Origin of the sequence: Flavobacterium sp. DG2-3, from assembly GCF_030730925.1 — a bacterium.
Taxonomy (GTDB): Bacteria; Bacteroidota; Bacteroidia; order Flavobacteriales; family Flavobacteriaceae; genus Flavobacterium.
Map to the genome: position 1 here is coordinate 323,327 of NZ_JAVAMB010000002.1, position 25,841 is coordinate 349,167.

26 protein-coding genes are annotated in these 25,841 nt (G+C 35.7%); 22 read left to right on the forward strand and 4 right to left on the reverse strand.

Annotation, left to right across the window (positions count from 1 at the left end; translation table 11 throughout):
* Together Q9Q97_RS05390 and Q9Q97_RS05395 are read right to left on the reverse strand one after the other, a co-directional pair.
* Positions 1-1,671: a hypothetical protein gene (locus Q9Q97_RS05390; protein WP_306155361.1), complete on the reverse strand. Its 1,671-nt coding sequence runs from the start codon at positions 1,669-1,671 to the stop codon at positions 1-3.
* Positions 1,672-2,099: 428 nt separating this feature from the next.
* Positions 2,100-6,368 (reverse strand): hypothetical protein, encoded by a 4,269-nt coding sequence (locus Q9Q97_RS05395; protein WP_306155362.1) that lies wholly within the window; start codon positions 6,366-6,368, stop codon positions 2,100-2,102.
* A 413-nt stretch (positions 6,369-6,781) separates the two neighbouring features.
* Here Q9Q97_RS05395 and Q9Q97_RS05400 point away from each other — a divergent pair, with 413 nt between their 5' ends.
* From Q9Q97_RS05400 to Q9Q97_RS05420, 5 genes are all read left to right on the forward strand, one after another.
* On the forward strand, positions 6,782-7,174 hold the full coding sequence (locus tag Q9Q97_RS05400; RefSeq protein WP_184162617.1) for a single-stranded DNA-binding protein: 393 nt from the start codon (positions 6,782-6,784) through the stop codon (positions 7,172-7,174).
* Positions 7,175-7,217: 43 nt separating this feature from the next.
* Entirely contained in the window at positions 7,218-7,580 is a 363-nt protein-coding gene (locus Q9Q97_RS05405) for a hypothetical protein (RefSeq protein ID WP_306155366.1), read from the forward strand.
* A 22-nt stretch (positions 7,581-7,602) separates the two neighbouring features.
* Positions 7,603-7,989 (forward strand): Cas9 inhibitor AcrIIA9 family protein, encoded by a 387-nt coding sequence (locus Q9Q97_RS05410; RefSeq protein ID WP_306155368.1) that lies wholly within the window; start codon positions 7,603-7,605, stop codon positions 7,987-7,989.
* Positions 7,986-9,290: a PcfJ domain-containing protein gene (locus Q9Q97_RS05415; RefSeq protein ID WP_306155370.1), complete on the forward strand. Its 1,305-nt coding sequence runs from the start codon at positions 7,986-7,988 to the stop codon at positions 9,288-9,290. The genes Q9Q97_RS05410 and Q9Q97_RS05415 overlap by 4 nt, the downstream gene beginning before the upstream one ends.
* Before the next feature lie 194 nt (positions 9,291-9,484).
* A complete protein-coding gene (locus Q9Q97_RS05420; protein ID WP_306155372.1) occupies positions 9,485-10,768 on the forward strand; it encodes a hypothetical protein in 1,284 nt (427 codons plus the stop codon).
* A 5-nt stretch (positions 10,769-10,773) separates the two neighbouring features.
* Here the strand turns inward: Q9Q97_RS05420 and Q9Q97_RS05425 are convergent, their stop codons facing one another.
* Positions 10,774-11,529 carry an RES domain-containing protein gene (locus tag Q9Q97_RS05425; protein WP_306155373.1) on the reverse strand — a complete coding sequence of 252 codons (756 nt, stop codon included), beginning with the start codon at positions 11,527-11,529 and terminating at the stop codon, positions 10,774-10,776.
* A 264-nt stretch (positions 11,530-11,793) separates the two neighbouring features.
* Positions 11,794-12,609 carry a hypothetical protein gene (locus Q9Q97_RS05430; RefSeq protein WP_306155375.1) on the reverse strand — a complete coding sequence of 272 codons (816 nt, stop codon included), beginning with the start codon at positions 12,607-12,609 and terminating at the stop codon, positions 11,794-11,796.
* Between the two features lie 135 nt (positions 12,610-12,744).
* On the opposite strand from Q9Q97_RS05430, the gene Q9Q97_RS05435 reads away from it, so the two are divergent.
* The 17 genes from Q9Q97_RS05435 to Q9Q97_RS05515 all read left to right on the forward strand — a co-directional run bounded on the left by Q9Q97_RS05435 (position 12,745) and on the right by Q9Q97_RS05515 (position 25,596).
* Positions 12,745-13,077 (forward strand): helix-turn-helix transcriptional regulator, encoded by a 333-nt coding sequence (locus Q9Q97_RS05435; protein WP_008463735.1) that lies wholly within the window; start codon positions 12,745-12,747, stop codon positions 13,075-13,077.
* Entirely contained in the window at positions 13,068-13,574 is a 507-nt protein-coding gene (locus Q9Q97_RS05440; RefSeq protein ID WP_371878205.1) for an N-acetyltransferase family protein, read from the forward strand. The genes Q9Q97_RS05435 and Q9Q97_RS05440 overlap by 10 nt, the downstream gene beginning before the upstream one ends.
* A 32-nt stretch (positions 13,575-13,606) precedes the next feature.
* Positions 13,607-14,080, forward strand: coding sequence for a DUF6428 family protein (locus Q9Q97_RS05445; protein WP_008463724.1), 474 nt, complete (start codon positions 13,607-13,609; stop codon positions 14,078-14,080).
* 42 nt (positions 14,081-14,122) lie between these two features.
* The gene (locus tag Q9Q97_RS05450; RefSeq protein ID WP_306155386.1) at positions 14,123-14,737 is read left to right on the forward strand and encodes a low molecular weight phosphatase family protein; all 615 of its coding nucleotides are present in this window, start codon (positions 14,123-14,125) and stop codon (positions 14,735-14,737) included.
* A 1-nt stretch (position 14,738) separates the two neighbouring features.
* Complete coding sequence (gene arsB, locus Q9Q97_RS05455) at positions 14,739-15,824, forward strand: ACR3 family arsenite efflux transporter (protein ID WP_306155388.1); 1,086 nt, start codon at positions 14,739-14,741, stop codon at positions 15,822-15,824.
* A 6-nt stretch (positions 15,825-15,830) separates the two neighbouring features.
* A complete protein-coding gene (locus Q9Q97_RS05460) occupies positions 15,831-16,565 on the forward strand; it encodes a metallophosphoesterase (RefSeq protein WP_306155390.1) in 735 nt (244 codons plus the stop codon).
* Between the two features lie 21 nt (positions 16,566-16,586).
* Positions 16,587-17,159 (forward strand): Crp/Fnr family transcriptional regulator, encoded by a 573-nt coding sequence (locus Q9Q97_RS05465; protein ID WP_306155391.1) that lies wholly within the window; start codon positions 16,587-16,589, stop codon positions 17,157-17,159.
* A 73-nt stretch (positions 17,160-17,232) separates the two neighbouring features.
* Entirely contained in the window at positions 17,233-17,796 is a 564-nt protein-coding gene (locus Q9Q97_RS05470; RefSeq protein ID WP_041515699.1) for a hypothetical protein, read from the forward strand.
* Positions 17,797-17,829: 33 nt separating this feature from the next.
* Positions 17,830-18,393, forward strand: a complete 564-nt coding sequence (sigZ, locus tag Q9Q97_RS05475; protein WP_306155393.1) for an RNA polymerase sigma factor SigZ — start codon at positions 17,830-17,832, stop codon at positions 18,391-18,393.
* A gap of 128 nt (positions 18,394-18,521) precedes the next feature.
* Positions 18,522-18,695 carry a hypothetical protein gene (locus Q9Q97_RS05480; protein ID WP_274256627.1) on the forward strand — a complete coding sequence of 58 codons (174 nt, stop codon included), beginning with the start codon at positions 18,522-18,524 and terminating at the stop codon, positions 18,693-18,695.
* 133 nt (positions 18,696-18,828) lie between these two features.
* On the forward strand, positions 18,829-19,203 hold the full coding sequence (locus Q9Q97_RS05485) for a metalloregulator ArsR/SmtB family transcription factor (protein ID WP_306155394.1): 375 nt from the start codon (positions 18,829-18,831) through the stop codon (positions 19,201-19,203).
* Positions 19,200-19,799 carry a mercuric transport protein MerTP gene (merTP, locus tag Q9Q97_RS05490; RefSeq protein ID WP_306155395.1) on the forward strand — a complete coding sequence of 200 codons (600 nt, stop codon included), beginning with the start codon at positions 19,200-19,202 and terminating at the stop codon, positions 19,797-19,799. Before Q9Q97_RS05485 ends, merTP begins: the two co-directional genes overlap by 4 nt.
* The gene (locus tag Q9Q97_RS05495; protein ID WP_012025078.1) at positions 19,796-20,002 is read left to right on the forward strand and encodes a GDCCVxC domain-containing (seleno)protein; all 207 of its coding nucleotides are present in this window, start codon (positions 19,796-19,798) and stop codon (positions 20,000-20,002) included. Before merTP ends, Q9Q97_RS05495 begins: the two co-directional genes overlap by 4 nt.
* Positions 20,003-20,564: 562 nt before the next feature.
* A complete protein-coding gene (locus Q9Q97_RS05500) occupies positions 20,565-20,888 on the forward strand; it encodes a DUF6660 family protein (protein WP_012025079.1) in 324 nt (107 codons plus the stop codon).
* Positions 20,889-20,961: 73 nt separating this feature from the next.
* Positions 20,962-23,142 (forward strand): TonB-dependent receptor plug domain-containing protein, encoded by a 2,181-nt coding sequence (locus Q9Q97_RS05505; RefSeq protein ID WP_306155396.1) that lies wholly within the window; start codon positions 20,962-20,964, stop codon positions 23,140-23,142.
* Between the two features lie 4 nt (positions 23,143-23,146).
* The gene (locus tag Q9Q97_RS05510) at positions 23,147-23,935 is read left to right on the forward strand and encodes a cation transporter (RefSeq protein ID WP_035691042.1); all 789 of its coding nucleotides are present in this window, start codon (positions 23,147-23,149) and stop codon (positions 23,933-23,935) included.
* Between the two features lie 464 nt (positions 23,936-24,399).
* Complete coding sequence (locus Q9Q97_RS05515) at positions 24,400-25,596, forward strand: alginate export family protein (RefSeq protein WP_073414691.1); 1,197 nt, start codon at positions 24,400-24,402, stop codon at positions 25,594-25,596.
* Positions 25,597-25,841 lie beyond the last annotated feature (245 nt).

Consider the following 25,841-nt stretch of genomic DNA (forward strand, 5'->3'; position numbering starts at 1 on the left):
TTATGCACTTATCATCTTTAAAGTTTTTGTGTGGGCTTCTATCCTCAAGTCATCTTCAATTTTTAAAACAAGTAGCACCAATAGCTTCAGCAGTATGCGATAGTCATTTTTTTGTGTCTCCTCATCATGGCTATTTGTTGCGTGTACATATTTATTTCTCAACCAAAGACCGTTAGAAAATCTGTTATTTAAATAGTAATTAAAAAAATCACGTTCAGCCAAAGTAAACAAGGCGCCGGAAAAAGCAACAATCTTTTGTTGTTCCATTCTATCTATTTCATTTCTGATATATTCGGGAAAGTGATAGTAGCTTATAACATCATTATTATCCAAAATTGCTATAACAGTGAAAAAAGTGTTGTTTGTAGGTTTTATCGCACCATTAGAATCAAAAATTAAATACCCTTCATTAATAAATTTATATATAATTTCTTTTTCATAACTGTCAAAATTTTTCAATACCAAATCTTGTGAAACAATCAGTTCATAGAAACAGCTGTATTTTTCACCATATTTCTGATAATTAAAAAGAATGCTGCTTCTGTTGAAAAAATAATTTCTGAGTTTTGAATATTCATTTCCGTGAGGATACACATATTTTTTCTTTACCCGAGAAGGTATCTTTTCAAAACCAGATGTTTTAGTAGTGACCTGCAACAGTTCATAGTCAATTTTACCATCAAGAATATACAACCGGTACTGCTCGATTAAAGATTCAAATTCAGGCACAATTAATCTAATCTTTTCCAGCGGTGTACCTGCGGAATTGGGAAGATACAATTTAAAAGTATCGACCTCAAACTCAGTATTAAGATAATCATTGACAAAATATCGAAGGAGTTCTTCTATACTTATATCAATAGATTCTAAAAAATGTCTGTAAATCTCAAACTTTAATTCCCCAGTTAAGGTTCTGTCACGAAAATCAAAACTGATCAAGAACTCATTTTTAGATTTCATAAAAATCCTGTCAAATGTATCGATTGTTGAAGATCTAGTGACCATATCAATACAACCTTGAAAATCAACAAACCCAAAAATATTTCTGTAATTCTTGAAAAGATCCTTTTTATCTGTTTTTTCTCTTAATCTTTTAGTACTGTACGAGTAAATCTGCCTTTCTCCTTCCATTATTACCTTTTCTATTTCATCCTGATCTTCACAAAGACTTGCTCCTTTCGAAACTGTCATGACATGTGCCGATTTAAAATGCTCATCATTAAGCTTTTTTGAAAGCCTTTTCGCTTTAAGTCTTAATTTATCACTTATCCTTAGAAACTCAGAATCTTTACTGCTTTCCACTAACCGGATGTAATTAAGATTCACATCCTCTGTATCGAGATACTTATCTATCAACAACTCCCTGTCATTGAGAGTAAGAGATTTTGGAAAATATTTTTCTTTTTGTTTATGGTCATGCTCCTGTTCATAATAACTTAAAAGATTTTCGGCATTTTTTCCATCTGCCAACAGATAAGTTCTTATTTCAGGTTCAAAAAAAAGTACAATTCTGCTGCAATAAAGAATATCATTGATATCAAATTTCTTTTTTGAGAATAAAATCTGGAGATCCGCATAAGTAATCTTTTCATAGATCTTAAACTTGTTTAGCAGAAGCCAGAATGATTCATGATAATCATATATAATATCATCATAAAATGAAGTAATCAATTCTGATGATAAACTTGCAAAATAAAGACTGATTTGTTTTTTAAATTCCTTAATCTGATCCTTATATTTCCTAATTGTCGCGTTATCCCAGTCCTGATGAGTAAATCCATTATCAAGATATTCACAGATATGATGAAGCTCAATGATATCATTAATATTATAAGAAACCTTGACGTATAGCCCATTTTTTTAGGAACTCATTTATTTTGTTCATCATAGGATATGATGCCAAATCTTGTTTTGAAAAAAATATTATTCGTTCCATAAATAATTTATTTTATAAGATTTATCTCTATTTTTTCTTATTACCCATTGGTATTTCAAAATAGGAAATATAATTAAACATCCTCAGTTCTTAAAGACTCTTAGTTATGTCTGTGCAGTATTAGGTTTTGCGTAATTGAGTATTATTGTAACAATTGTGGAAACTATTGCTTATAAACTTCAACTGACTGGAAAACTGGAAAATTTTCTAATCCGCTTTCAGCATGCAGCTCATGCATATCATCTACTTCGTCTAAACTGAAATTACGTTCTCCCCAGATCCCCCAAACTAATGTACAATTGTTTGAATTAAGGAAATGGTCTATTAGATCTTTTCGTAAATAAACTAAATTGTGGTTGTTATCATAATCCTCATAATACTTGATTTCTTGCGATGCTAAACGATTGTTAGAGTCCTTAAGATTAAAAGTATCAGGCGAATTAACTAGTTCAAGTTCTTCAAACAGCTCTTTTGAGATAACTGTTCGATGCCCCGAATAATTTGCAGTGCTATCGCTTGAAAATGAAAATTCCATAACAGGCAGAAGAATTTTAAACTTTTTCTTCACTTTTTTGGTAACTTCTATTTCATTTGGATATTCCATCTTTAATGTCTTAGAATTAAATTTTGGATAATAATCAGGATGCCCTTTTTTTACAGTAATTTTTTTAGTCTCAGCAACAAATGACAGGTTAACATAGTTATCATAAACTGCTCCATCAAAGAGATACATCTCACCAGCAAAACAATCATGGTTCTCCCGCTTCTCAGGAAGCCATCTTCCTCTGAAATCTTGCTTTTCTAGACGTGATAAAACTTTTTCCAGATCTTTATTTTTAACAATAAGTGCCCTAATAAATATAAACCTCTCTCTCTGAATTTCTTTATCCTCCTGGCTTATAAGCCCATCCATACAAATCCATTGACCACTTTGTTCATTTAAATCCGTTACCTCCAGATATTCTGAAACATCTGCACCACCTCCGTTTTTATACCATTCCATTAAGCTCAAATTCCTGTCGCCAAGATAATCGGTCTGAACAAACTTTGTTTTATTTTGTTTTACATCTTCAGGGAAACTTAGGTCTATGTCTGGATTGATTATCCTGAAATCTCCATACTCATTTTCCAACAGGCCAGCATCATCCCTTAATCCTGCCAATTCATAAAATGCAATCCATGAGTACTTTTTTCCATAGCGTTCAGTTTTGGCTCTTTGCCCTCTGCTCGAATATTCCAATCTTTGTATTCTGCTGTCCATTTCCTTGAATATAAGACCGTCCCACCCTAGCTGAAAAATACGCCAGTATATCTGGCGTCGCACCAGTTTTTTACTGTCTGGATCACTGTAATTTCTGCCGTCATTGACAATCTGTCCAATGGTATAGTTACTGAAATCCATATAAATTGGATCAGAGAAATTGCCTTTTTGTTTTTCATAATCAAATTCTCCCCAATTTCTGATGCCTCCTGTGGAATAAGGTGCTCTGATCATATCCTGTTCGGACTCGGTGAGAAGATCCGGATAGTACTTCAATGCCGTTTCTATACTCATAGTTGCATAACTTCGTGCTAGATAATGAGTCGTTCCATGCGGTGAATCTGCAGCAAACATTAAACTGTAAAGCATTTGCGCAATTGGCTTTAAATACAGTTCCCGAAATTTGGAATCCACGCTGTTATGCTCTGCAAGTATGACGCCATACATTGCTCCCAAAGTTCTTTCCCAAACATATGGATCGTTTATCGCAAGGGAATAAGAAACAAGATCAGCAAACTCCTTTGGAAATCTTCTTCCATAATAATAAAGCGCCCTAGTGGCGCGATCACGCATATCTCTGTTTGTAACGGTGAGCATCCACATCAGTTTCCGTGCAGCTATATGCACACGACCAGATACCTCACGATTTTCCCTGTTTACTTTTTCGATATAGCAGATATATCCGTAATAGTTACCATCTTGTTCCGGAAAGTAGCTATCCCTGCATTTCTCAGTCCAATAAATATCCCTAAAAGACACATTCATCGAAAGAAGAAGATCAGAAAGAAAAAGGAAATTAAGAGGATGTTCGATAACCAGCTCAGTGGTGTCAAAAAGATCAATTAAAGACCAAGTTCTGGAAGTATCATGAAAACTGTCAGTAACCATTTTTTTTGCCAACTCCTGATAAGGTAAAATAATATCAGCATTCAAATCAAATAGGGCTTCCACTGTATATTTTGAAAGTGTATAAGAATCACTAACTACGCATTCTAATCCAAAACGTTTAATTGCCAATATACAGAATGAACGCAGAATATCATCATATAAGGCATGCTTACGGTTCTCTCCAAGAAGTGATGTAGCAAATTTTCTGCTTTTTATAAGAAGCATCACTTCACTGCTGTCCTTGATCTCTTCCAAAACACTTTTGGCAATCAGATAGCCGTTAAGCAGGTCATAGGTAAATGCAACAACTTCTTTTCCATCCCAATCCCTGAAAATAAGCAGATCTTCTCCCTCAAAAGCTTGTAGTGTATCAGTATCAAGCATAGCAGGCACAACATCTTGAAGCGCTATATCCCTCTTATCGCTGTTCCAGAGCGCAGCAGAAATTTTATTTAGAATATCCTTTGTAAAAGATTTGCTGTAACGAAGCTCACGACCCAGTCTGCCAACGATATTTTCATTGCATTTCTGGAGATATTCTTCGAAAATATCAAACATATCTTCATTTTGAAATGAAACTGTCTCTCCTTTTTTGGCTTCGCAGAAAATCGTCAGATACAGTGGTTCTGTAAAATGATATATCCTCTCTGAATTATTTTGCAGGGTGATTCCATAATGTTTAAAATATCTTTCCGTTGCTTCATTTACATTGTAGTTTGTAAAACCGTCTACCTCTATCTTCTTATTCCATTTACCATCAGGATAGGAAAGGTAATTCTTAGGAAACAGTACCTCCTCATAAGAGCTTCGGTAAGTCGATAGTAAAAGAATATTAGAAAAATTTAATCTGATTTCATTAGCCAGCTCTTCTATACCCGATACCCATATTTCCTTCCAATAAGCCGACTCATTTAGTCCATCAATAGCAAATACAAGTTTAGTCTTATGCACACGTGCACAAATTTCAAGAGCTCCCAAAAAATCCTTTACAGTCCAGTCGCTTGGAATATCAAGCAGCTGCCTTATCTGTTCTTTTACTGGATGATTAGATCTGAAGTGACTGCCAAAAAGAAAGATTGCCGGTTTTCCACTATCTATCTGTTTGCGGACTGTATCAACTGCTAAATGAGTTTTCCCTTTTGAAGCATTTCCGCAAATATAGACTTCAGTCTCGTTTACTGACTGTAGAATCTCGAAAATATAAAGATAGGAATCAAATTTTCTAATAGTAAAATGCGGCCCTAACAGGCAGTCTCTGCATTCGCGTATTTTTTGTTTTACTGATTGATCCGTTTCTTTACGCTCAGCTGCCCAGCTGATATCAGCGACATCTTGATCATTGCTCAGGATAGAATATTCATCAGAATAAATTTGGTATTCCTCCACAAACTTGTCTATCTCTAAAAGCAAAAGCTGCAATTTGGAAAGTTCATTTTCTTGTAAAATAACACAAACTTTTTTTAGAAGCAGATTCCCTCTTTTTATTAGAGTAATATGACTCTCAGTCAGAACAAATTCTTTTATTTTTTTTGCTGTTTCTTCAAAACCACTACTAATATCGTAATCCCTGACTCTCTTAATATCTTCTTCATACTCAACTTTAAACCTATCTATATCAAGATTTCTTGTTCTCTCTGTGATAAGAGCAGCTAAAGAACTGCCTCCAATAAATTTTGAAATATCTTCGTCAGCTGTACCGATGATGTGGAGTTCTTCTAAATATTTTGATTTAATGACTCTGGACTCTCTTACTATTTCAAATTTATCCCTAAACCAGTCAAAATCAAGAATTTTATCTGTAAAGAAATATCGCTGTACATTTGGATACTTTCTTAAATAATTCAATATTTCACTCTCACCCCAGTGGATCAATTCTGGATTGCAGTGATGTGATAAAACTGGTTTTGCTTTATGCTTTAATATTCCTATGCCATCAAACCAGCTCTTTTCTGCTGGTGTCATTGACAGCTTACTACATAAAAACCATTTTTTTAGTTTGATGCCATGGACATCTGCTGCTTTTTGTAATGATTTTTTAATCTGTTCCTGTCTGCCGCTTTCGCTAAAGCGCCCAAAAAATTTGCACTGCCAGCCCCAGATGTCTCCATCAGGCAATTCTAAATAAAACTCAACGCCATCCCCGCCTCCACTATCATCAATAGAAGTTAGTCTTCCTTTACTCGAATATAGTTCAAAGACCAGCTGATAGCATAATTCTTCAAAACTTTTCTTTTTGTCGTCATCATATGATTTAAGGTTTTCCCAGTTGATCAGGTTACTCATTGGCAGTGTAATAAATTTAGGAGGTTATGATCTTTTCGTTGATTCTTTTTTGTAAACGATAATTAGCCACTTACAAATCTACAAAATTGGATTACAAAAAAAATTGATCAATAAAAAACACAGATGATTTTGTCGTTTCAGCTTTAGCTAACAGAAACTTAAAAGAATTTATATTGTCTTTTTCAATTCCAAACGGCATAAAAAGGCAGCCAAGATAGTGCCCGCCGTATGCTGCATGCGCATAATGGCGCCGCTTTCGCTTGCCACCCTTCGGGACTTATAGCACTCCGCATCCTCATAACCGGTCACTTGATTCTTGCTTTCTTTTTTCCCGTTTTTTCTTTTGAAAACAATTTTTGGGAAGTGCAGGGAGAAAGAAATTTTAAAAAATAGTAACGCTAAAATTTAAAATCATGGAAATCACAGGACGTATTACAAAAGATGCTCTAGCCCGTAAAGTGGGAAATGAAAAACAGGTCGTTAACTTCTCCATTGCCATCAATGATAGTTACAAACCCAAAGGAAGCACCGAGTACAAACACATTACAACTTTTCTCGACTGCTCCTATTGGCTGAACGCAAAACTAGCCGAGTGGCTTAAAAAAGGGGCGCTTGTTCAGCTCTTCGGGCGAGTGGGACTGAGTACCTACATCGGTCACGACGGCACGGCTATGGGGTCTTTGACCTTTCACATCAACAGCCTTAAAATTTTGGCTTTTGCAAAAAAAGAGGATGGGTCCGCGGGAGCTGTTTCTACGCCTAAAAAACAAAATTCCTCAGATGATCCCGATGACCTGCCTTTCTAAGGCAGGTATAGGATTGTATTTATAAACGCCAAAAAATCACATTATGAAAGCCTTAGACAAAAACGAGTACTCAGACTACGATGTAAGCCAGGTATTCAACGAAATCATTTTAAGCCATTTGGACAGCTATAGCGGAAAGAAAAAACAGCAGTTGAAGTCTTTCCTCGAAGACTTGGCTCGTGGGGGCTGTATCAGCGGTATGATAGGGGAATTTATCTACCACAATGACTGCAAAGCTTTTTACATCAAACACCTTGAAGATTTGGAAGGAATCAAGGATGATTTGGAAGAAGCATTCGGAGAGCCTGTAGCCAACCGCTACAAACTGCCCCACTACACTTTTTTATGCTGGCTCTGCTTTGAGGAGTACTGCTACGGCATTTACAGAGATGTCTTTGAACAATAGCTATTAATCAAACTTTTCCATCATGAAACCATCAGAGAACTTTAAAACCGCTATAGAGAATTATCTCAACACTACTGCACAGAAAGATACTGTTTTTGCCCGAAGCCTTGCCAAAGAAACCAAAAACATCGAAAGCTGTTTTAATTACATTTTTGGCGAGGTAAAAAAAACAGGATTGTGCGCCTTTGACAATCAGGAAATCTTTGACATGGCAATGAAATACTATACCGATGATTCCATCGGTATTCCTGCCCCTGTATCGTGCAGGGCTGTAGTGCAGACACCTGCAAAAACAGACCTGTTCTCTCAGCCTGAAATACACACGTTGTCAAGCAGTAGCGAAACCATACCTCAAGTAAAACAGGAAGTTAAACCCGTGCAGACCGCCTTAACACTTTTTGACCTATGATACCCAAAACCAGCATCGAAAAACAGCTCACGGCGTTAAGCAGTTCCCTTGCACCGATAACACCCGAGATGCAGTCTTGGGCTGAAAAAAATATTTTTCTGAAGTGGGCTGTTCTGTCAAGAGGAAAATTCTACTGCTTGGAATGTGCGCACTCTTGGAAACCCGACAATGTCAGTGCATGTTCTAAATTTACCAACTGCACAGCCTGTAAAGGAAAGCTCAAAATGCAGTCCTGTAATCAGGTACATTTCAAGGAAATAGAATATTTCTCCATATTGGAAACCTGTGCAGGTTATCAGGTCGTTAGGATAATAATAGCCTACAAGCACATGAAGAAAAATTTTGCGCCGACTTACTTCTGTAAAGAAGTGATGCAGCATTGGATAAGCCAAAAAGGGGAAGTCCGCAGTCTTTCAATAAGCACTAATGTATTTTCAAATGCAATAGATGCTTGGAAATTCTATTCCCCCCTTGAAATAAAACCAAAGGATTTTTTTCGCAATGCCAAATATTACATCAATCCCTACAAGGTATATCCAAAGATGAAAGTCCTCCCGATTTTGAAAAGGAACGGCTTTAAAAGTTCAGTCTATGATATTGCACCCCACCTGCTCTTTTCATCCCTTTTAGCCGATCCCATAGCCGAAACCCTGCTCAAAGCAAAACAGCAGAACCTCTTGCAGTATTACCTCGGCGCTTCACGTCAGCGTGTCAAATACAACTGGCAGGCGGTCAAAACTGCAATCCGAAACAGCTACAAAATCACTGATGTCCAGATTTGGGAAGATTATCTCGAACTGCTCCGATATTTCAAAAAAGACCTGTCCTGTCCTGCTTATGTCTGTCCCGAAAATCTCAGCATGGCGCACGACCATTTGGTGCAGAAAAAAAGGGAACTGCTCAGAAAGAAAAAACTGCAGGATCTGCGCCTTGAAATCGAAAAGGCGCAGAAACGGTATGCAAGTGACAAAAAACGTTTTTTCGGGCTGTTTTTCAAGGAAAAGGAACTCAGCATTTCAGTAATTGAAAACGTAAAGGATTTTATGCAGGAGGGCGACGATTTAGGGCATTGTGTTTTTACCAATGAATACTATGACAGAAAAGATTCACTGATACTGTCGGCTAAGATGGCTGAAAAATCAGTTGAAACCATTGAAATATCACTAAGCCGTATGGAAATCCTGCAATGCAGAGGCATAAAAAACAATGCTTCTAAGCATCACGAACGTATTCTGAGCCTGATGTCTAAAAATCTGTATCAGATTAAAGCCAGGATGAAACAAAAACATAAGAAAGTCTAAAGTATGACAAAGCCGGTATCTATGCCGGCTTTTTTTGTGGCGGCGCAGACACTTGAAGGTTTTGGATGCTATCTTAAATACAGGTTTTGTTTTTGAAATTCAAACCTTTACCTGCTTAAAAATATAATCATAAAATTTCTGTTCACCCCAAAATTTTTAGTAATTTTCTATCCAATCATGTAAACCCCAACAATATGGATGACAAAGGACAAATAGGTGAAGATTTTGTAAATGATCTGGCATACAGATCATTCCTTAAGTACTGGTGCTATCCTGGACCGAAACATGAAAATGGGGATAAAAAGGAAATATGCGACTTGATGATCATCTTCAATTCAGTTCTTATTATCATCTCGGTTAAAAACTACGAGTTTAAGGGAAACCATTTCAGGTACTTCAATAATACAATTGAAAAGGCAGTCAAGCAGATCCATGGCGCATGCCGTACTTTATTTAGTGCTAAAGAAGTGCATATTAAACATCCGGACAAAGAAATTGAAATCTTTCCCAGAGAACAGATAAAAAAAGTTTTCAGAATTGTAATAAATCTGGGAGAGGGCGTAAAGTTCTATCCCTTTAACCAAACCACAAAAAATGATGACTACGTAACGCTTTTTGATAAAGATTCATTTCAGACCATTATAGATCAGCTCGATACTATTCCTGACTTTATCGATTATCTGGAAAAAAGAGAGAAGCTTTTTAAAGGCAGAACCACTATCATTATGCCCGGCGATGAATTTCATTTTCCTGTCGAAACACAGAAAGAGTTCTTTGAGCTCAGAGATCAAATCACAAATAATTACATCTTGATCTCAGGCACTGAAAAGGATCTGCTCTCACACTTTTTTAAAAATACAAGAAACTTTCCCAAAGCCTTAAGTGAGGATTCAAATGGAATCTATCTTATTATAGACGGAGACTGGGATTCTTTTGCAGCAGAAGAAAAGGTGAAAAATAAAGCAAAAGCTGATAAGGCAAGCTATTTCATAGACGGTTTTGTGCAGAATGAAATATTAAAGAACGATCTTCTGAAAAGTTTAACTCCCATGAGGCTTGACCTTGCAAAAGCACTGCTTTCCTTTGACCGGCTTACCAGACGATCCATCGCCAACAGCTATTTTGAATTTCATGACCGCTACAAGGATGTTTCAGGACTGAATTTCGGAAGACGGTTCGGCGATTTTGACGGCGTAGGCGTGCTAATGACATTTTATACAGACCAGATGGACTTTGAAATGATCAATACTTTAAATAATCTGGCAATAGAAAGCTGCAACCTTTTTACAGCCTATAAAAGCAAGTCAATGATTCTGATTTCAGCTAATCGAAGCCACAGGTTCCTGTTTGCGTATATTGATAAATTAGAAAAATATAGCCCTGAGCATGAAGAAATGATAAGAAACGATGTAAAGACGCTCGGCTGGTTTACAAAACACACTTTTCTCCACGGCACAGAAAAAGAGTTTCCAAAATAAATTTTTTAACTGCTGGCACGTTTGGAATATTCTTCAATCAGCGCCTTTTCATCGCATTCGTCAGCATTCCAGACAAAAGAAGAATTATTAGCACCAAAATCAGTCGTGTGGTAATAATTCCCCATCACTGATTTCATTTTATTTTTATGTACACGATGTGTGGATACATTGGTTAATTCAAGGAAATCATCAACAGCATCAGGTTTCAGCACAATATTCTGCCCCTGATAGCCCGACTGCACACTCGGATACAGGATGCCGGGATGTCCTCCTTCATTCATCAGAATATCAGCATAGGCAGTTGAAATTTTATAATCGTGATGCGAACTTTTTTTTCTCGCAAATTCTTCACTGAAAAGCTGGAGCTGTCTCAGTGCAATTTCCCTCAACGGCTCCTCTTTTAAAAACTCGTACTGCTTTTGGAATGATGCTGCAGTATCTGGATTGTTTTTGATTGCCTCGTCGCTGAATACAACTTCAGGAACTAATAATTCTTCTTTTGTCCTCCATCTGCTCAGCGTGAAGAGTTCTCCTTCCAATAGTACAGCTTCAGTATCCAAAATTATCGATGATGTCTCAACATAGGCCGTTATTCTGTTCTGTTTTATTCTGGTGCTTTCCAATGCTCCGTAAAATAAAGGCTGATGCGGTTTATTGGCTCTTCCGAATTCAGTCATGTGATCCCTGATTACAACTGGATCGGTCACATATGACAATTGATCTTGAGACGTAAAGAACTGCGTATCCCTATTTAGCCTCACACGGTCAATTGCAGCTCCTTTATGAAGCTTGGCCAGACATATCGGTATTTGGCGTATGGAAGTTTTTATAAGGCTTTTAATGTCCTCATACTCTATCCTGTCCAATTTATCACGATAGCTTTTCAGCTCGTTGAGTGCTGCTTCCTGTTCAGTCATTGTATTGCTGTTTAATTTTTAAAAATATTAAATATTAACTGTCTACAGCAGGTGGAAATACCTGTTTTATCAAAATCCAATAAGCTGCCTGCTTCTGCCTTCACAAATTTAATGTACCCTTACAATCTTTGATTCAGGAAAATCAACATCAAGGTGCTTGCGGATAATGCCGGTGATAACATCTATTCGAGTTCCAATGATTACCCTTCTGTTTTTGATGGGCCAATCGGTCATTATTGCAGTGAGCGCGGGCTTTATAGTTCCTTCCGTTAAATGCAGAGGATCGGTGTACCATAAGCCGCAGCCGCTGATTCCATGCAGATCAGGCCCGGTTCCAAAAGTATTATTTTTACTGTTATAAGCTAGTTTTTTATTGTAAGATGTAATAACATTGACAGCCGGATTTCTGTCAGCCCTTGAATACTCCTCGTTATTTGCAGGAGAAGTAAAATAAAAAAAAGTGGTCGAATCGAAAATATCTGTCTTATATATAACTTTTGATTTTGTTGTAGGATATCCAAGAAAGGTGTAGCATTCACCATCTTTGAATATATGGTTGATAGCTAAATCTTCAGCCTGCAGAAAATTATACCTCCTTAAAATATGCGGCACACAATAATCATCTAATTTCAGCACTGCTACATCAATGCCGTCTTTCTCTCTGTTTACTGCATTATTATAAAAGGTTGTCCCTCCTGGCTTAATTATTTCATAGTCTTTTGATAAAAAAATGAACAAGTCCCGGTACCTGTCAAAAACATGTGCAGCAGAAACTAAAAAATAATGGTCTTGGATCTGAATGAATACCCCTGTCCCATGAACCTTATAATTAGAAGAATTGGTAAGAAGCATGCAGGTGCAGCTTCTCATCGCATTTAGGCTCGCTAATTGAAGCGCCCTGTATTTTTCAGCTGATGTTTCCATAAAACAAAAAAGTTTTTTTTATAAGCCATTAGAATATCTATATGCTTATCAAATTTACTTAAATGAACAATAAAAATAAAAATTGCTTTTTTTATTGAAAACAATATCGTAATATTGCAATATAAATATAAAACGATGGGAGCAACAAAAACAGATCACTTTACAGAAAGCCAGAATGAGCTGGCTGTTTTAGCCAAAGCATTAGGCCATCCTGCCCGTATTGCTATTATGGAATACTTATTAAAAGTGGATGCCTGCATCTGCGGAGACATTGTAAACGAACTTCCGCTTTCACAGCCGACAGTTTCACAGCATCTGAAAGAATTGAAAAATGCAGGGCTGATTAAAGGAAGCATTGAAGGAAACTCAATCTGCTACTGCATCAATGAACCTGGACTTGAAAAGATAAAAGGCTTCTTTCAGCACATATCAGATCATTTGGCAAAGAAGAGAAGCGAATGCTGCTAATCTATAAAAATATGGAAATCAGAAAACTTTCGGACAAACACTGGGATCAGGTAAAAATAATCTACCAAAAAGGGATAGATACCGGCAATGCAACTTTCCAGACCAGCGCCCCTTCATGGGAAGATTGGGATAATTCACATCTTAAGTCCTGCCGAGTTGTGATGCAAGAAGATGGTAAAGTAATCGGTTGGGCTGCACTTACACCTGTTTCTTCACGCTGCGTTTATGCAGGGGTTGCAGAAGTTAGCGTATATGTGGATCCCGCACATTCAGGAAAGGGAATCGGGCTTACCCTTTTAAATGAACTTGTCCGCCAGAGCGAAGCAGAAGGAATCTGGACGCTTCAGGCAGGGATCTTTCCTGAGAATACAGCAAGTATCCGCATCCATGAAAAAGCAGGTTTCAGATTACTTGGAACAAGGGAGAAAATCGGAAAACAGAATGGTATCTGGAGAGATACTGCGCTTCTTGAAAGAAGAAGCTCCGTTATTATTTAATAAAAATATAGTTTAACTAAATATAAAAAATTATGAAACTTTCAGAAATTAAAGAAGTGCTTAAAACAGTGGAAGCTGTAAATTTTGAACTGCCGGACGGCACATTTGTACCGGAATATTTTCACGTAACTGAAGTAGGCCTGGTTACCAAAAACTTCATCGACTGCGGAGGAACAGTAAGAAAAGAAACTGTTGTAAACTTCCAGCTTTGGGATGCCAACGACTACGAGCACAGGCTTAAACCACAGAAGCTGATCCACATCATTGAGCTTTCAGAAAAAGTATTGGGAATTGAAGACAATGAAATTGAAGTGGAGTACCAGAACACTACTATCGGCAAATACGATTTGGATTTTAACGGCAAAAACTTCACTCTGCTTAATAAACAGACAGCCTGCCTTGCTCAGGAGCAGTGCGGTATTCCATCTGATAAGCCTAAAGTAAAATTATCTCAGTTAAACACTGACAATGCTAATTCATGCACTCCGGGCGGAGGATGCTGCTAATCATTAAATAGATAATCAATAAACCTTTACAGCCAAAAAACTATGTTATATCCACAAATTGAGAATACCGTCAAATCATTTGATTTTAAGCAGATCTCCGAAGATCGCAAAACAGTCCTGCAGCCATTAATCGACTTCATTCAGACCAAAGTGGACAGCAATCTGGAAACCAGACTAAACCTAATCTGCACGCACAATTCCAGAAGAAGCCATCTGTCGCAGGTTTGGGCGCAGACTGCGGCTGCCTATTACGGCATCAAAAACGTTTCATGCTATTCAGGAGGAACAGAGGCTACTGCCCTTTTCCCAATGGCAGCGGAGACTTTGAAGGATTCAGGATTCAGCATAAAAACGCTTTCAGAGGGTTCAAATCCGGTTTATTCCATAAAATATTCAGCTGACGAACTTCCTGTCATCGGTTTTTCCAAAACCTATGATGATGATTTCAATCCTGAAAGCGGATTCGCCGCAATAATGACCTGCTCGCAGGCTGACGGCGGATGCCCGTTTATAGCAGGTGCTGAAAAAAGAATCCCGATTACCTTTGAAGATCCAAAAATTTCTGACGGAACGCCTCAGCAGAAAGAAACTTACCTGGAGCGAAGCCTGCAGATAGGAACTGAAATGTTTTACGTATTCTCACAAATAAAAAAATAAAATGTCAGCAAATAACTGTGCACCAGCCGTCGGACGCAAAAAGTTAAGCTTCCTTGACCGCTTCTTAACCCTTTGGATTTTCATTGCTATGGCAATAGGCGTGGCAATAGGATACTTTATTCCTTCCAGCGGAGATTTCATCAATTCTTTCTCCAGCGGAACAACAAACATTCCATTGGCAATAGGACTTATCCTTATGATGTATCCGCCTCTGGCAAAAGTAAAATACGAGCAGATGGGTCAGGTTTTCAAAAACACTAAAGTCTTAGGTGCTTCTTTATTCCTGAACTGGATCGTAGGCCCTGTCTTAATGTTTTTATTGGCGCTCCTGTTTTTGAACAGATATCCTGAATACATGATTGGAGTGATCCTGATCGGCCTGGCACGCTGTATCGCAATGGTTGTGGTATGGAACGATCTGGCAGACGGAAACCGCGAATACGCAGCAGGATTAATTGCCCTTAATAGTATTTTTCAGGTGCTGCTTTACAGTGTATACGCTTACATTTTTATAACCATTCTCCCTCCCTATTTTGGATATGATGGTTTTGAAGTAAATATCAGCATTGCACAGATTGCCGAGAGTGTCGGTATCTATCTGGGTATTCCATTTGCTCTGGGAATCATAAGCCGTTATGCTTTGATAGCCTTAAAAGGTTCTGAATGGTTTGAGAATAAGTACGTACCGTTTATCTCGCCAATTACACTTATTTCACTGCTTTTTACAATTATTGTAATGTTCAGCCTGAAAGGGGAACTTATTGTTCAGATCCCTATGGACGTTGTACGCATTGCAATACCGCTTGTGATTTATTTTACTTTAATGTTTATCATCAGCTTTTTTACAGGGAAATACTTTGGGGCAGACTATTCAAAAGCGACCTCTATTGCGTTTACAGCAACCGGAAATAATTTTGAATTGGCTATCGCCGTGGCAATCGGAGTATTCGGAATAAACAGCGGACAGGCTTTTGCAGGTGTTATAGGTCCATTGGTAGAAGTCCCTGCTCTTATAGCACTGGTAAACCTCGCATTCTGGTTCAGAAAGAAGTATTTCACAAAACAGGCATCTGCAGAAACTGCTTAAGAAAATATGAGAATTGCAATAATATCGGATATACATGCGAACTTCCCCGCATTGGAACAGACCCTAAAAAGTATTGAAGAGCAGAATATCGATGCTGTTTACTGCTTAGGAGATTTGGTTGGCTACAATTTATGCCCCAATGCCGTGATCAACGAAATCCGCAAAAAACATATTCCAACGCTTGCAGGAAATCACGATGTTAAAGCTGTCGAGATACACAATGACGGTTCAAATGACATTGAAAGCTACGCATATCAGATTGTGGGCAAAGAGCAGATAAAGTATCTTTCTGCTCTTCCTGCCCATATTAAACTTGAATACCAGACAGCTAGCAGACTTATAAAGATTTTGATGGTTCATGGCAGTCCTTACAGCAACAGGGAATATCTGCTTGAGGACAAAAATGAGAAAGATTTCACTAACATCTTTCTTGATTCCAATACAGACATTCTTATCTGCGGACATTCTCATTTGCCTTATCATCGAATACTGGAAAATCCCAATAAAAAAGGCAGTTATTTTCATGCTATTAATGCAGGCCCGGTTGGAAAACCAAAAGATAGAAATCCGGACTGCTGTTATGCGGTGATAACCATTGAAAAAAGCAGCAATCTTTCCAAAAAAGACGGCATTAAAGTAGATTTCATAAGAGTACCTTATGATATTGAAAAAGCAGCCCGCGCAATTGAAGAGAGTCCTCTTCCAGACATTTACGCGTTTATGCTTAGGAAAGCATATTAAAGTATTGAAATAAAATCTGCTATGGAAAGTTTTAAATTATTTTTAAAAAGCATTGTGCCTCTCAGCGATCAGGAATTTGAAAATTACAGTCCGTATTTCAAAACAAGGACATTATCCCGAAACAGTTATTTTGCAGAGATCGGCAAAACCTCACAAGAAGCCGCTTTTATTAAAAAAGGACTTCTAAGAACTTACTATGTAAATGAAAAATCCGAAGAAGTGACTTCCTGCTTCTGCACTGAAAATAATCTCACAGCTTCATATAAAAGCTTTATTTCGCAGCAGCCTTCGGAACTTTGCATTCAGGCTGTAGAAGATACGGAACTTATAACAATCAGTTACAATGACCTGCAGATTCTCTACCAAAAGAGTCCTCTTTGGCAGAATATTGGAAGGACGATTGCCGAGCGGCAGTACATAGTGATGGAACAGTATGCCAGTGTTTTGTGCAATGAAAGCGCAAAGGAAAAATACATGCGCATGCTTAAGGAACAGCCTGCAGTTGTAAACAAGGCTTCAGTAAATGATATTGCAAGTTATTTAGGGATTACACGCAGGACGCTGAGCAGGATCAGAAAAGAAATTGCCCAGTAAATTCGAGGACATTTGTCCTTTTTGCTAATTATACTTTCCAATAGTTTTGCTTTTATAATCAATTATAAATAAAATGGAAACAGCAATTATCATTTCATCCTTCTTTCTTGTCCTTTTTGCAGTCTTGGCCTTGTATGACGGCTTTTATCTGCATATTTTCAAATACCAGCTCCACAATCGGGAAGAAAGTAAAACCGAGCACATTACTCATACTTTGAGAGCTGTTTTCTTTCCAGCCATCCTTTATTTTTTGTTCTTGAAACAAGATAATCATACTAGTTTTGTAATAGGCTTAATCATTGTCCTTTTAGATATAATGGTACTCGGTTACGACGCTTTTATAGAAAAAGACAGCAGACAGTTTATGGGAGGCCTGCCACGCTGGGAATATATTGTTCATTTATTCGTAAATGGATTTCATTTTGCGTCAATTGCAGTGTACCTCTCCATCAGATTTACTTTTGAAAATGGGCACATAATGATTTCTAATATCAATCAATCTCCAGGCTTCTTTAATTTGTTAATTGTAAATCTTTTACCGGGAGCTATCGTAATGGCAATTCTTCATGTTTTCTTATGCATGCCAAAAACAGCCCATATCTGGAATAATTTCAGAGGCAAAATCAATTGTTGTTAATCCCGCTTACTTAATAAGCAGAACAAAAAATCTATGAGTTTGGAAATAAATAGTATTCATAATCAGTTTTATATCATCTTGGGCAAATATATTAAGGCACGTATAAATGATACGGGCGATGCATCTGATGTTTTGCAGGAAGTTTTTATTAAGATAAACGAGAATTTAGGATCACTGACTGATGAAAGTAAATTAAAAAGCTGGATTTTCACGATCACAAGAAATTCCATTATTGATTATTATCGAAAAAATTCCAATCTTAAGAAATCAGAACTGACCGAATGTATGATGCAAAAAATAATGCATGAAACAGATTTTGATAATACAGAAAGTCTGGACTGTTGTCTAATAAAGTTCATTGAGCGGTTACCGGAAGACTATCGGGATATTATCATGGATAGCGAAATTCACGGAATCAAACAGAAAGACTTGACAGAAAAATACAGCCTTGCATACCCTTCCATCCGTTCTAGAGTGCAGAGAGGCAGATCCAGATTAAAGGAAATGCTTCTGGATTGCTGCAGTATTGAATTAGACCGACGTGGGAATGTTATGAATGCTACCTCTAAAAAATCATGCAGTGGAGGAAAATGCTGATATCACCAAATCATTTTTGAAAACTTCATATATAAAAATTCAGGCTGTTAGAAAAAAAATCAGCAAAGTCTGCATCATTTTTAGATTAGCACGTCTTAAGTAGTATTAATCATTAAAAAATTAAAATTATGAAAAACAAAATGTACCTTACTCTTGCAGCATTGGTATTGTCTGCTGGAAGTATCTTCGCTTATGCGAACTTATCAAAAACTGATGCAAAGAAAAACTGCACTGAAAAATGTTCTACGCATTGCTGTAATGACGATTCGGGAACTTGTGCTCCGAAAGATTGCAAAAAGTAATATTTCACGTTACTACTTAAAAGACAACTCAAAAAGTTGTCTTTTTTTATGCGCAGGAATCATTCGTAAATTTAATTCAAATGTTTTGTATTTTAGCATTTGCTTAAATAAGCAAATGATATATATTTGCATTATGGAAGAAATAACTTGTATACGACAACAGGCAGATATAAAACAAATAGTCCGCTGTAAAGACAGAGTGCTAGAACTCAATGACTCTTTTGATTATTTATCCAATGGGCTTGAATTGGCTGGTAATAATATAAGATTAAGAATTCTCTTTTTACTTTATGAAGAAAAACAGCTCTGTGTCTGTGACATAAGTGATATTCTTGACATGAGTATTTCTTCAATTTCGCAGCATTTACGAAAACTAAAAGACAGAAAACTTATTGAAACTAAACGGGAAGCGCAAACCATTTTTTATTCATTGGCAAACGAATATGAAAAAATGCTAAAACCTTTCTTCGAAATTTTACTCCACAATGAAATTTTAGAAAAAATATGAAAACAGATAATAAAATAATTGGAGCTGGATTTTTCACAGCAATAGCAGCTTCATTGTGCTGTATTACTCCCATATTAGCACTCGCTGCCGGGACAAGTGGGATTGCATCCGCTTTTTCATGGCTTGAACCATTCAGGCCTTATTTCATCGTGTTGACAGTTTTAATTATTGGGTTCTCTTGGTACCAAAAGCAAAAAACTAAAAAGCAGACAGACTGTAACTGCGATACACAAGAAAAATCAAAATTCGTTAATTCTAAAATGTTTTTAGTAATTATCACCGTATTTGCAGCCCTTTTGCTTTCGTTTCCTTACTATTCAAATATTTTTTATCCAAATACAGAAAAGAAAATCTTAGTCTCCAATAAAACCAGCAGTCAAAAAGCTGAGTTTACAATTAGCGGAATGACTTGTGCCAGCTGTGAAAAACACGTGAATCACGAAGTGAATAAATTGATTGGAATAATAAATTCAAATGTAAATTATACTAATGGTAACGCAATTGTAGAATTTGATAATTCCAAAACTACTATTAATGAAATTGAAAAAGCAATTAATTCAACAGGCTATACAGTAACTAACAAAAAATTAAAATGAAAATCGTTCTACAATCAATAATAACCTGCCCCCTTTGCTCCCACAGTAAAGAAGAAACTATGCCAACTGATGCATGCCAATTTTTTTACGAATGTGAGAACTGCAAACAAACTCTTAAACCAAATCAAGGTGATTGCTGTGTATATTGCAGTTATGGAACTGTGCCATGTCCACCAATTCAACAAGATAAAAAATGTTGCTAAATTGAATAATTTCTAATGGACAATAGATTATCATGCACAAATTTTGATTAGAAAATTTTTAGAATAATAATTTAAATTTACTGATGACATTTTTTTTCGCTCTCCTCAACTTAAATCTATAAGTTATTATGACAGAAATCACATATATACTGAATTAACGATTTTTAACATTTAACCTTTACGATACATACAAACCGCTTCTCAATAAACTTTTAAAATAATTATCTTACAAATTCACTTGAAAATAAGCTAATTTCTTTAAATCGTTCATAAAATGATTTGTAAATTGTGAACTAAACGTCACTTCTTAAAAAAACGTTAATTCCGAGGAATTAGCGTTTTTTTTATGCTTTTAAATTGTATTTAACCAGACTTTTACCTATAAATATATATGGTTTGAATATTTTAAAAGGTGACTTGACAGAATACAAACCACTTTAATCCTTGTTATATAAGACTAGCACAATAATTTTATATTTATATTAACAAAAAAACAGAAAACTTAGCCGAAAGAAAAACAATTACATGAAATTACTAAGTAAAATATTTATAATTTTGACGCGTGAAAATATGGGTAACAATATTATCGTTCATTGTACTGTTTCTTTCGACAGTACCTTGCTCTGCGTTTGCTAAACACTCTGAGTGTAGAGTGGAAAAAAACTGCAAGGGTGAGTCTCATGACTGCGGTGATGAATGCAATGGAAAATGTTCGCCATTTTATTCCTGTGGAACCTGTATTGGTTTTACAATAAACTTTAATTCTTCAATTATTACCGAAAAATTAGAATTCACAATTGAAGAAGCTTCACAGACACTATCATACTATAAATTTGTCGATTCTTCTTTCATCTGCAAAATCTGGCAGCCTCCTAAAATTTCTTAATAAAATACCGCTTTTACCTGCTTAACTTCAATTAAGCGGGCTTATCACCTTTATTAACATTAAGAAATCACAAATGTTTAAATATATTTTATTGATTGTGGCAATAGCATCTATTGGCACTGTACAGGCACAGAATAAAATCACATTCCATATAAAAAATACATCAACCAATGAACCTGTAAAAGGTGCTTCAGCTAAAATTGAAGAAACCAATGAAGTTTTGTCATCAGATAATAATGGTAACATCATTATCGAAAACCTTAAAAATGGAGACTACACATTATCGATCTCAATAGAGGGTTATGCTCCCAATAAAACACTTTTTAAAGTGCCTGCAGCTGTCAATTTTATAGAAATTGCATTGCAAAGTGAAATGGAAGAAGAAGCCGAAGAAATGAAAGAAATAGTGGTAACTTCTACAAGAGGTACAAGAACAATCAGCAATATTCCAACCAGAGTTGAGTTTATAGCAGGAGAAGAACTTGAAGAAAAAGCAAATATGAAACCGGGGGATATCCGTATGATGCTTAATGAAAGTACCGGAATCCAGACCCAGCAGACTTCAGCTACTTCTGGAAATTCTTCAATCAGAATTCAGGGACTAGACGGACGATATACACAAATCTTAAAAGATGGTTTTCCTGTATACTCAGGTGCATCAAGCGGACTGGGATTGCTGCAGACTCCTCCGTTAGATTTAAAACAGGTTGAGATAATTAAAGGTTCTGCCTCTACCCTTTACGGAGGTGGTGCAATTGCAGGTTTGGTTAATCTTGTATCTAAAACCCCTACCGAAGAAAGAGAATTGCGATTTCTAATTAATGGGACTTCCGCTCTTGGTTTGAATATTAATGGTTTTTATTCCCAGCAGTTTGATAAAATTGGATTGACTGTTTTTGCATCTCATGACCGAAACGCTCCTTATGACCCTGCTGATATACAGCTTACTGCGATTCCAAAATTCGAACGCTTTAATTTTAATCCAAAACTTTTTGTCAATTTTAATGAAAACACTAAACTAAATTTTGGCATTAATACAGTTTTTGAAAATCGTATCGGCGGGAATATTGACTATATAAAAGACGAAAATAAATACCCTGACAGTTATTTCGAAAAAAATAAAACGCAGAGAATAAGCACTCAGTTCACCCTTACTCATAAATTTAATGATCAGCAATCTATTACCATTAAAAACAGTTTTAATAATTTCAGCCGCATTATAACTATTCCTGACTATATTTTTGATGGCCTGCAGAACAGTACTTTCTCAGAAATCAGCTATTCTAAAAATGGAGAAATTGCAGAATGGGTTGCTGGTGGAAATTTATATACTGACAAGTTTACTGAAAACAGCCAGACAGCTTTTCCATTAAGAAACTATAATCAGATCACTTATGGTGCTTTTGTTCAGAATACCGTCAAAGCTAAAGAATGGCTGGATATCGAGACTGGTCTTCGAGGTGATTATGTTGTTGATTACGGATTCTCATTATTACCTAGAATCTCAGCTTTATTTAAAATTAATTCCAAACTTACTTCACGACTTGGTGGCGGTTTAGGCTACAAAACACCAACTATTTTTACCGAAGAAAGCGAGCGTATTCAATATCAAAATGTACTCCCTATTAATAGTGATTTCAATAAACTTGAAAAAAGTTACGGACTTAACTTTGATGTGAATTATAAAACTAAAATTACCGAAGATATTTCATTATCATTGAATCAATTATTCTTTTATACAAATGTTGATAATCCACTGATTTTAACTTCGCTTCCTAATGACCTTTACCAATTTGTAAATATTAATGGATATTTAGATACAAAAGGAACAGAAACAAATGTGAAATTAGGCTATAAAGATTTTAAACTATTTGTTGGGTACACTTTTACTGATGCTTCGATAGACAACAATGGCATAAAATCTCAAAATCCTTTAACTGCTAAACACAGATTAAATAATGTTTTGATGTATGAAGTCGAAGATAAATGGAAAGCTGGTTTAGAAGCTTATTATTACAGTCCTCAAAAGTTAAGTGATGGTACAACTGGAAGGGAATATTGGATTTTCGGCTTCATGGTAGAAAAGCTTTGGGAAAATTTTTCAATTTTTGCCAATTTTGAAAATTTTACTGATACCAGACAGACAAAATTTGGAAGTATCTACACAGGACCAATTTCAAATCCTGTTTTCAAAGATATTTATGCACCGTTAGACGGATTTGTTGTAAATGCAGGTATTAAGATTAAAATATAGTCTTATGAAAAAAAGTATATATAATATAAGAAAAATGGATTGTCCCAGTGAGGAACAATTAATACGAATGAAGCTCGCTGGTTTAGAACAAATCAAACAGCTTGATTTTGACATTGCAAACAGAAGATTAAAGATCTATCATACGGACGACGACACTCTTATAACAAATGCAATTGATACTCTTAATCTGGACAGCACTCTGCTGGCATCAGAACATACATCAGAACATGTAGAGACAAACAGTGACTCACAGCAAAGTAAGTTATTATGGCAGGTTCTCATTGTAAACTTTTCATTCTTTCTAATAGAGATAATTACAGGTTTTATATCCAATTCGATGGGATTGGTTGCCGACAGTTTGGATATGTTCGCCGATAGCATTGTATATGGTTTAGCTCTGTTTGCTGTCGGGAGCACAGCTTCAAGAAAAGGAAGTGTAGCAAAAATAAGTGGTTATTTTCAGATTGGTCTTGCAGTTTTGGGACTTATTGAAGTTTTAAGAAGATTTGTAGACTCAGACCATATTCCTGCATACGGAACTATGATAATAGTTTCATTATTTGCACTTGTAGGTAATTCGTTATGCCTTTACCTGCTTCAAAAATCTAAAAGTAAAGAGGCACATATGGAAGCTAGTATGATTTTTACTTCGAATGATATTGTAATTAATATGGGAGTCATAATTGCTGGTATATTAGTATACTTTACTAATTCAATGGTACCCGATCTTATTATTGGTGTTTGTGTGTTTTTCATAGTCGCTAGAGGAGCATTAAAAATATTACAGTTATGATATTTGGTAATTTAAAAGTATAGAATGTTCTTCAAAATTATTTTTTTTATCGCTGCACCAATAGAGAAACCAAAAAAAATCTGTTTCACACAAATTGTGAGACAGATTTTGATCTTCTTTAACAGCGACGGGCAGTATTTTCCAGCTTAACATTGCTGCATGCATGGAGTATTGGTAATAATCATCGTTCAGGCTTTTGCATTTGTCATAGATTCTTTGGTAGAAGTGCCGGCTCTAATCGCATTACTGATTTAACAGAACAAATTATAAATGCGGATTATCAAACGTAATTATAATATTGTAAATATGAATACTATTATTACTTTTATACACTAATTCTATAGGATATTAGAAGTATGATAGTCAAAATACTTGCGAGTAAAAAAATCTTATTACTTTTTATTAATTTATGTGTATTTCAATTATACGCACAGCAAAAAAATAGCTTATCCCAACAGTTTCTAATGAATATTGAAATCAGACCAAGAGTCGAATATACTTCAAATTATTTTCTTCCTCCCAACGATTCAATTGATCCTTATTTTATTATTACCCAGAGAAACAGAATTTCTATGCAGTATGCTAGAGAAAAATGGCTTATTAAATCCGATTTACAGGAAATTCATCTTTGGGATGAAAACAGCAAAGCTTCCAAAGTTGGAAGCATTAATTTTTATCAATTGTATTTTGAGACTAAGATTAAATCTCTAAATGTACGATTGGGAAGGCAAAGTGTTTTATTAGATAATGGCAGATTATTTTCTGATGCTCCTTGGGCACAGCAAGGGAGAGCCCATGAAGGAATACGGATAATGAAATACTCAAAATATTTCTCTAATGATTTTTTCTTTTTGTTTACCAGAAACTACAGCACTGAATTTGAGTCAGCCTACTCTCCTGTTGCATCAAATAGGTATAAATACCTGTTGGTAAATAGTCTCAATTACAATAACAATCATGGATTTTCATTTAATTCATTGAATGCTGTTGATTTTTTAGAAAACTCAAGTTCAGGGAAATTGTATACTCGTGCAACAGCAGGCGGAAGAATAGAATTTAAAACGAAACAATGGTATTATACTTTAAATTCATATTGGCAGTTTGGACGTAATTCAAAAGGTCAAAAATTATTTGCTTACTATTTTCAACCTGAAGTTAAATTATCTCTATTGAAATCTACTTGGCGTTTAGGTGCAGAAATAATTAGTGGCAGCAGTCCTAATCTATCAGATAATAGTTCGGGAGATTTTGATGTCTTATATGGCGTGACATGGAAGTTCAATGGAAATATGAATGTCTTTACCCGTTTTCCCTCCGACGTTAACGGAAAAGGTTTAGTAAATCCTTATCTATTTACCGTAATTCCCTTAAATAGTAAACTATCTCTTCGTTCTGATTTTCACCTTTTTTATACTCGATACCCGCTTTTAAATAATTTGGGTCAAAAAATGACAAAGTTTCTTGGATATGAAAATGATTTTTCTTTGAAGTACTTACCTGTCAAAGAACTGGAAATTAATTATGCCTTTTCTTTTTATAAATCAACAAACGCAATGCAATATCTGCCAAAAATACAAGATGAAAATAAACTTGCTATTTGGAGCTACTTAATGATTTCATATTCTTTTAACGCGATCAATTTAAAGCATTATAAAAATTAAATAAAATAATATCCTGTATTAAATCTTACACAATTAAAAAATCTAAAGTTTGTTTTATCTGAAAGGTTGAATTATATCATCAACAAATTTTGATATTCATTTTCTTAAATAAATATTTTATTTTTAATCACTATATTTTATCTGGATATGCAAGTATCTACCCAACAAATAATTATTACAGCTAAAAGATAAAACCATAAAGTTATTTAACGTTTTTCAATACATACCCTAACGATACATGCAAA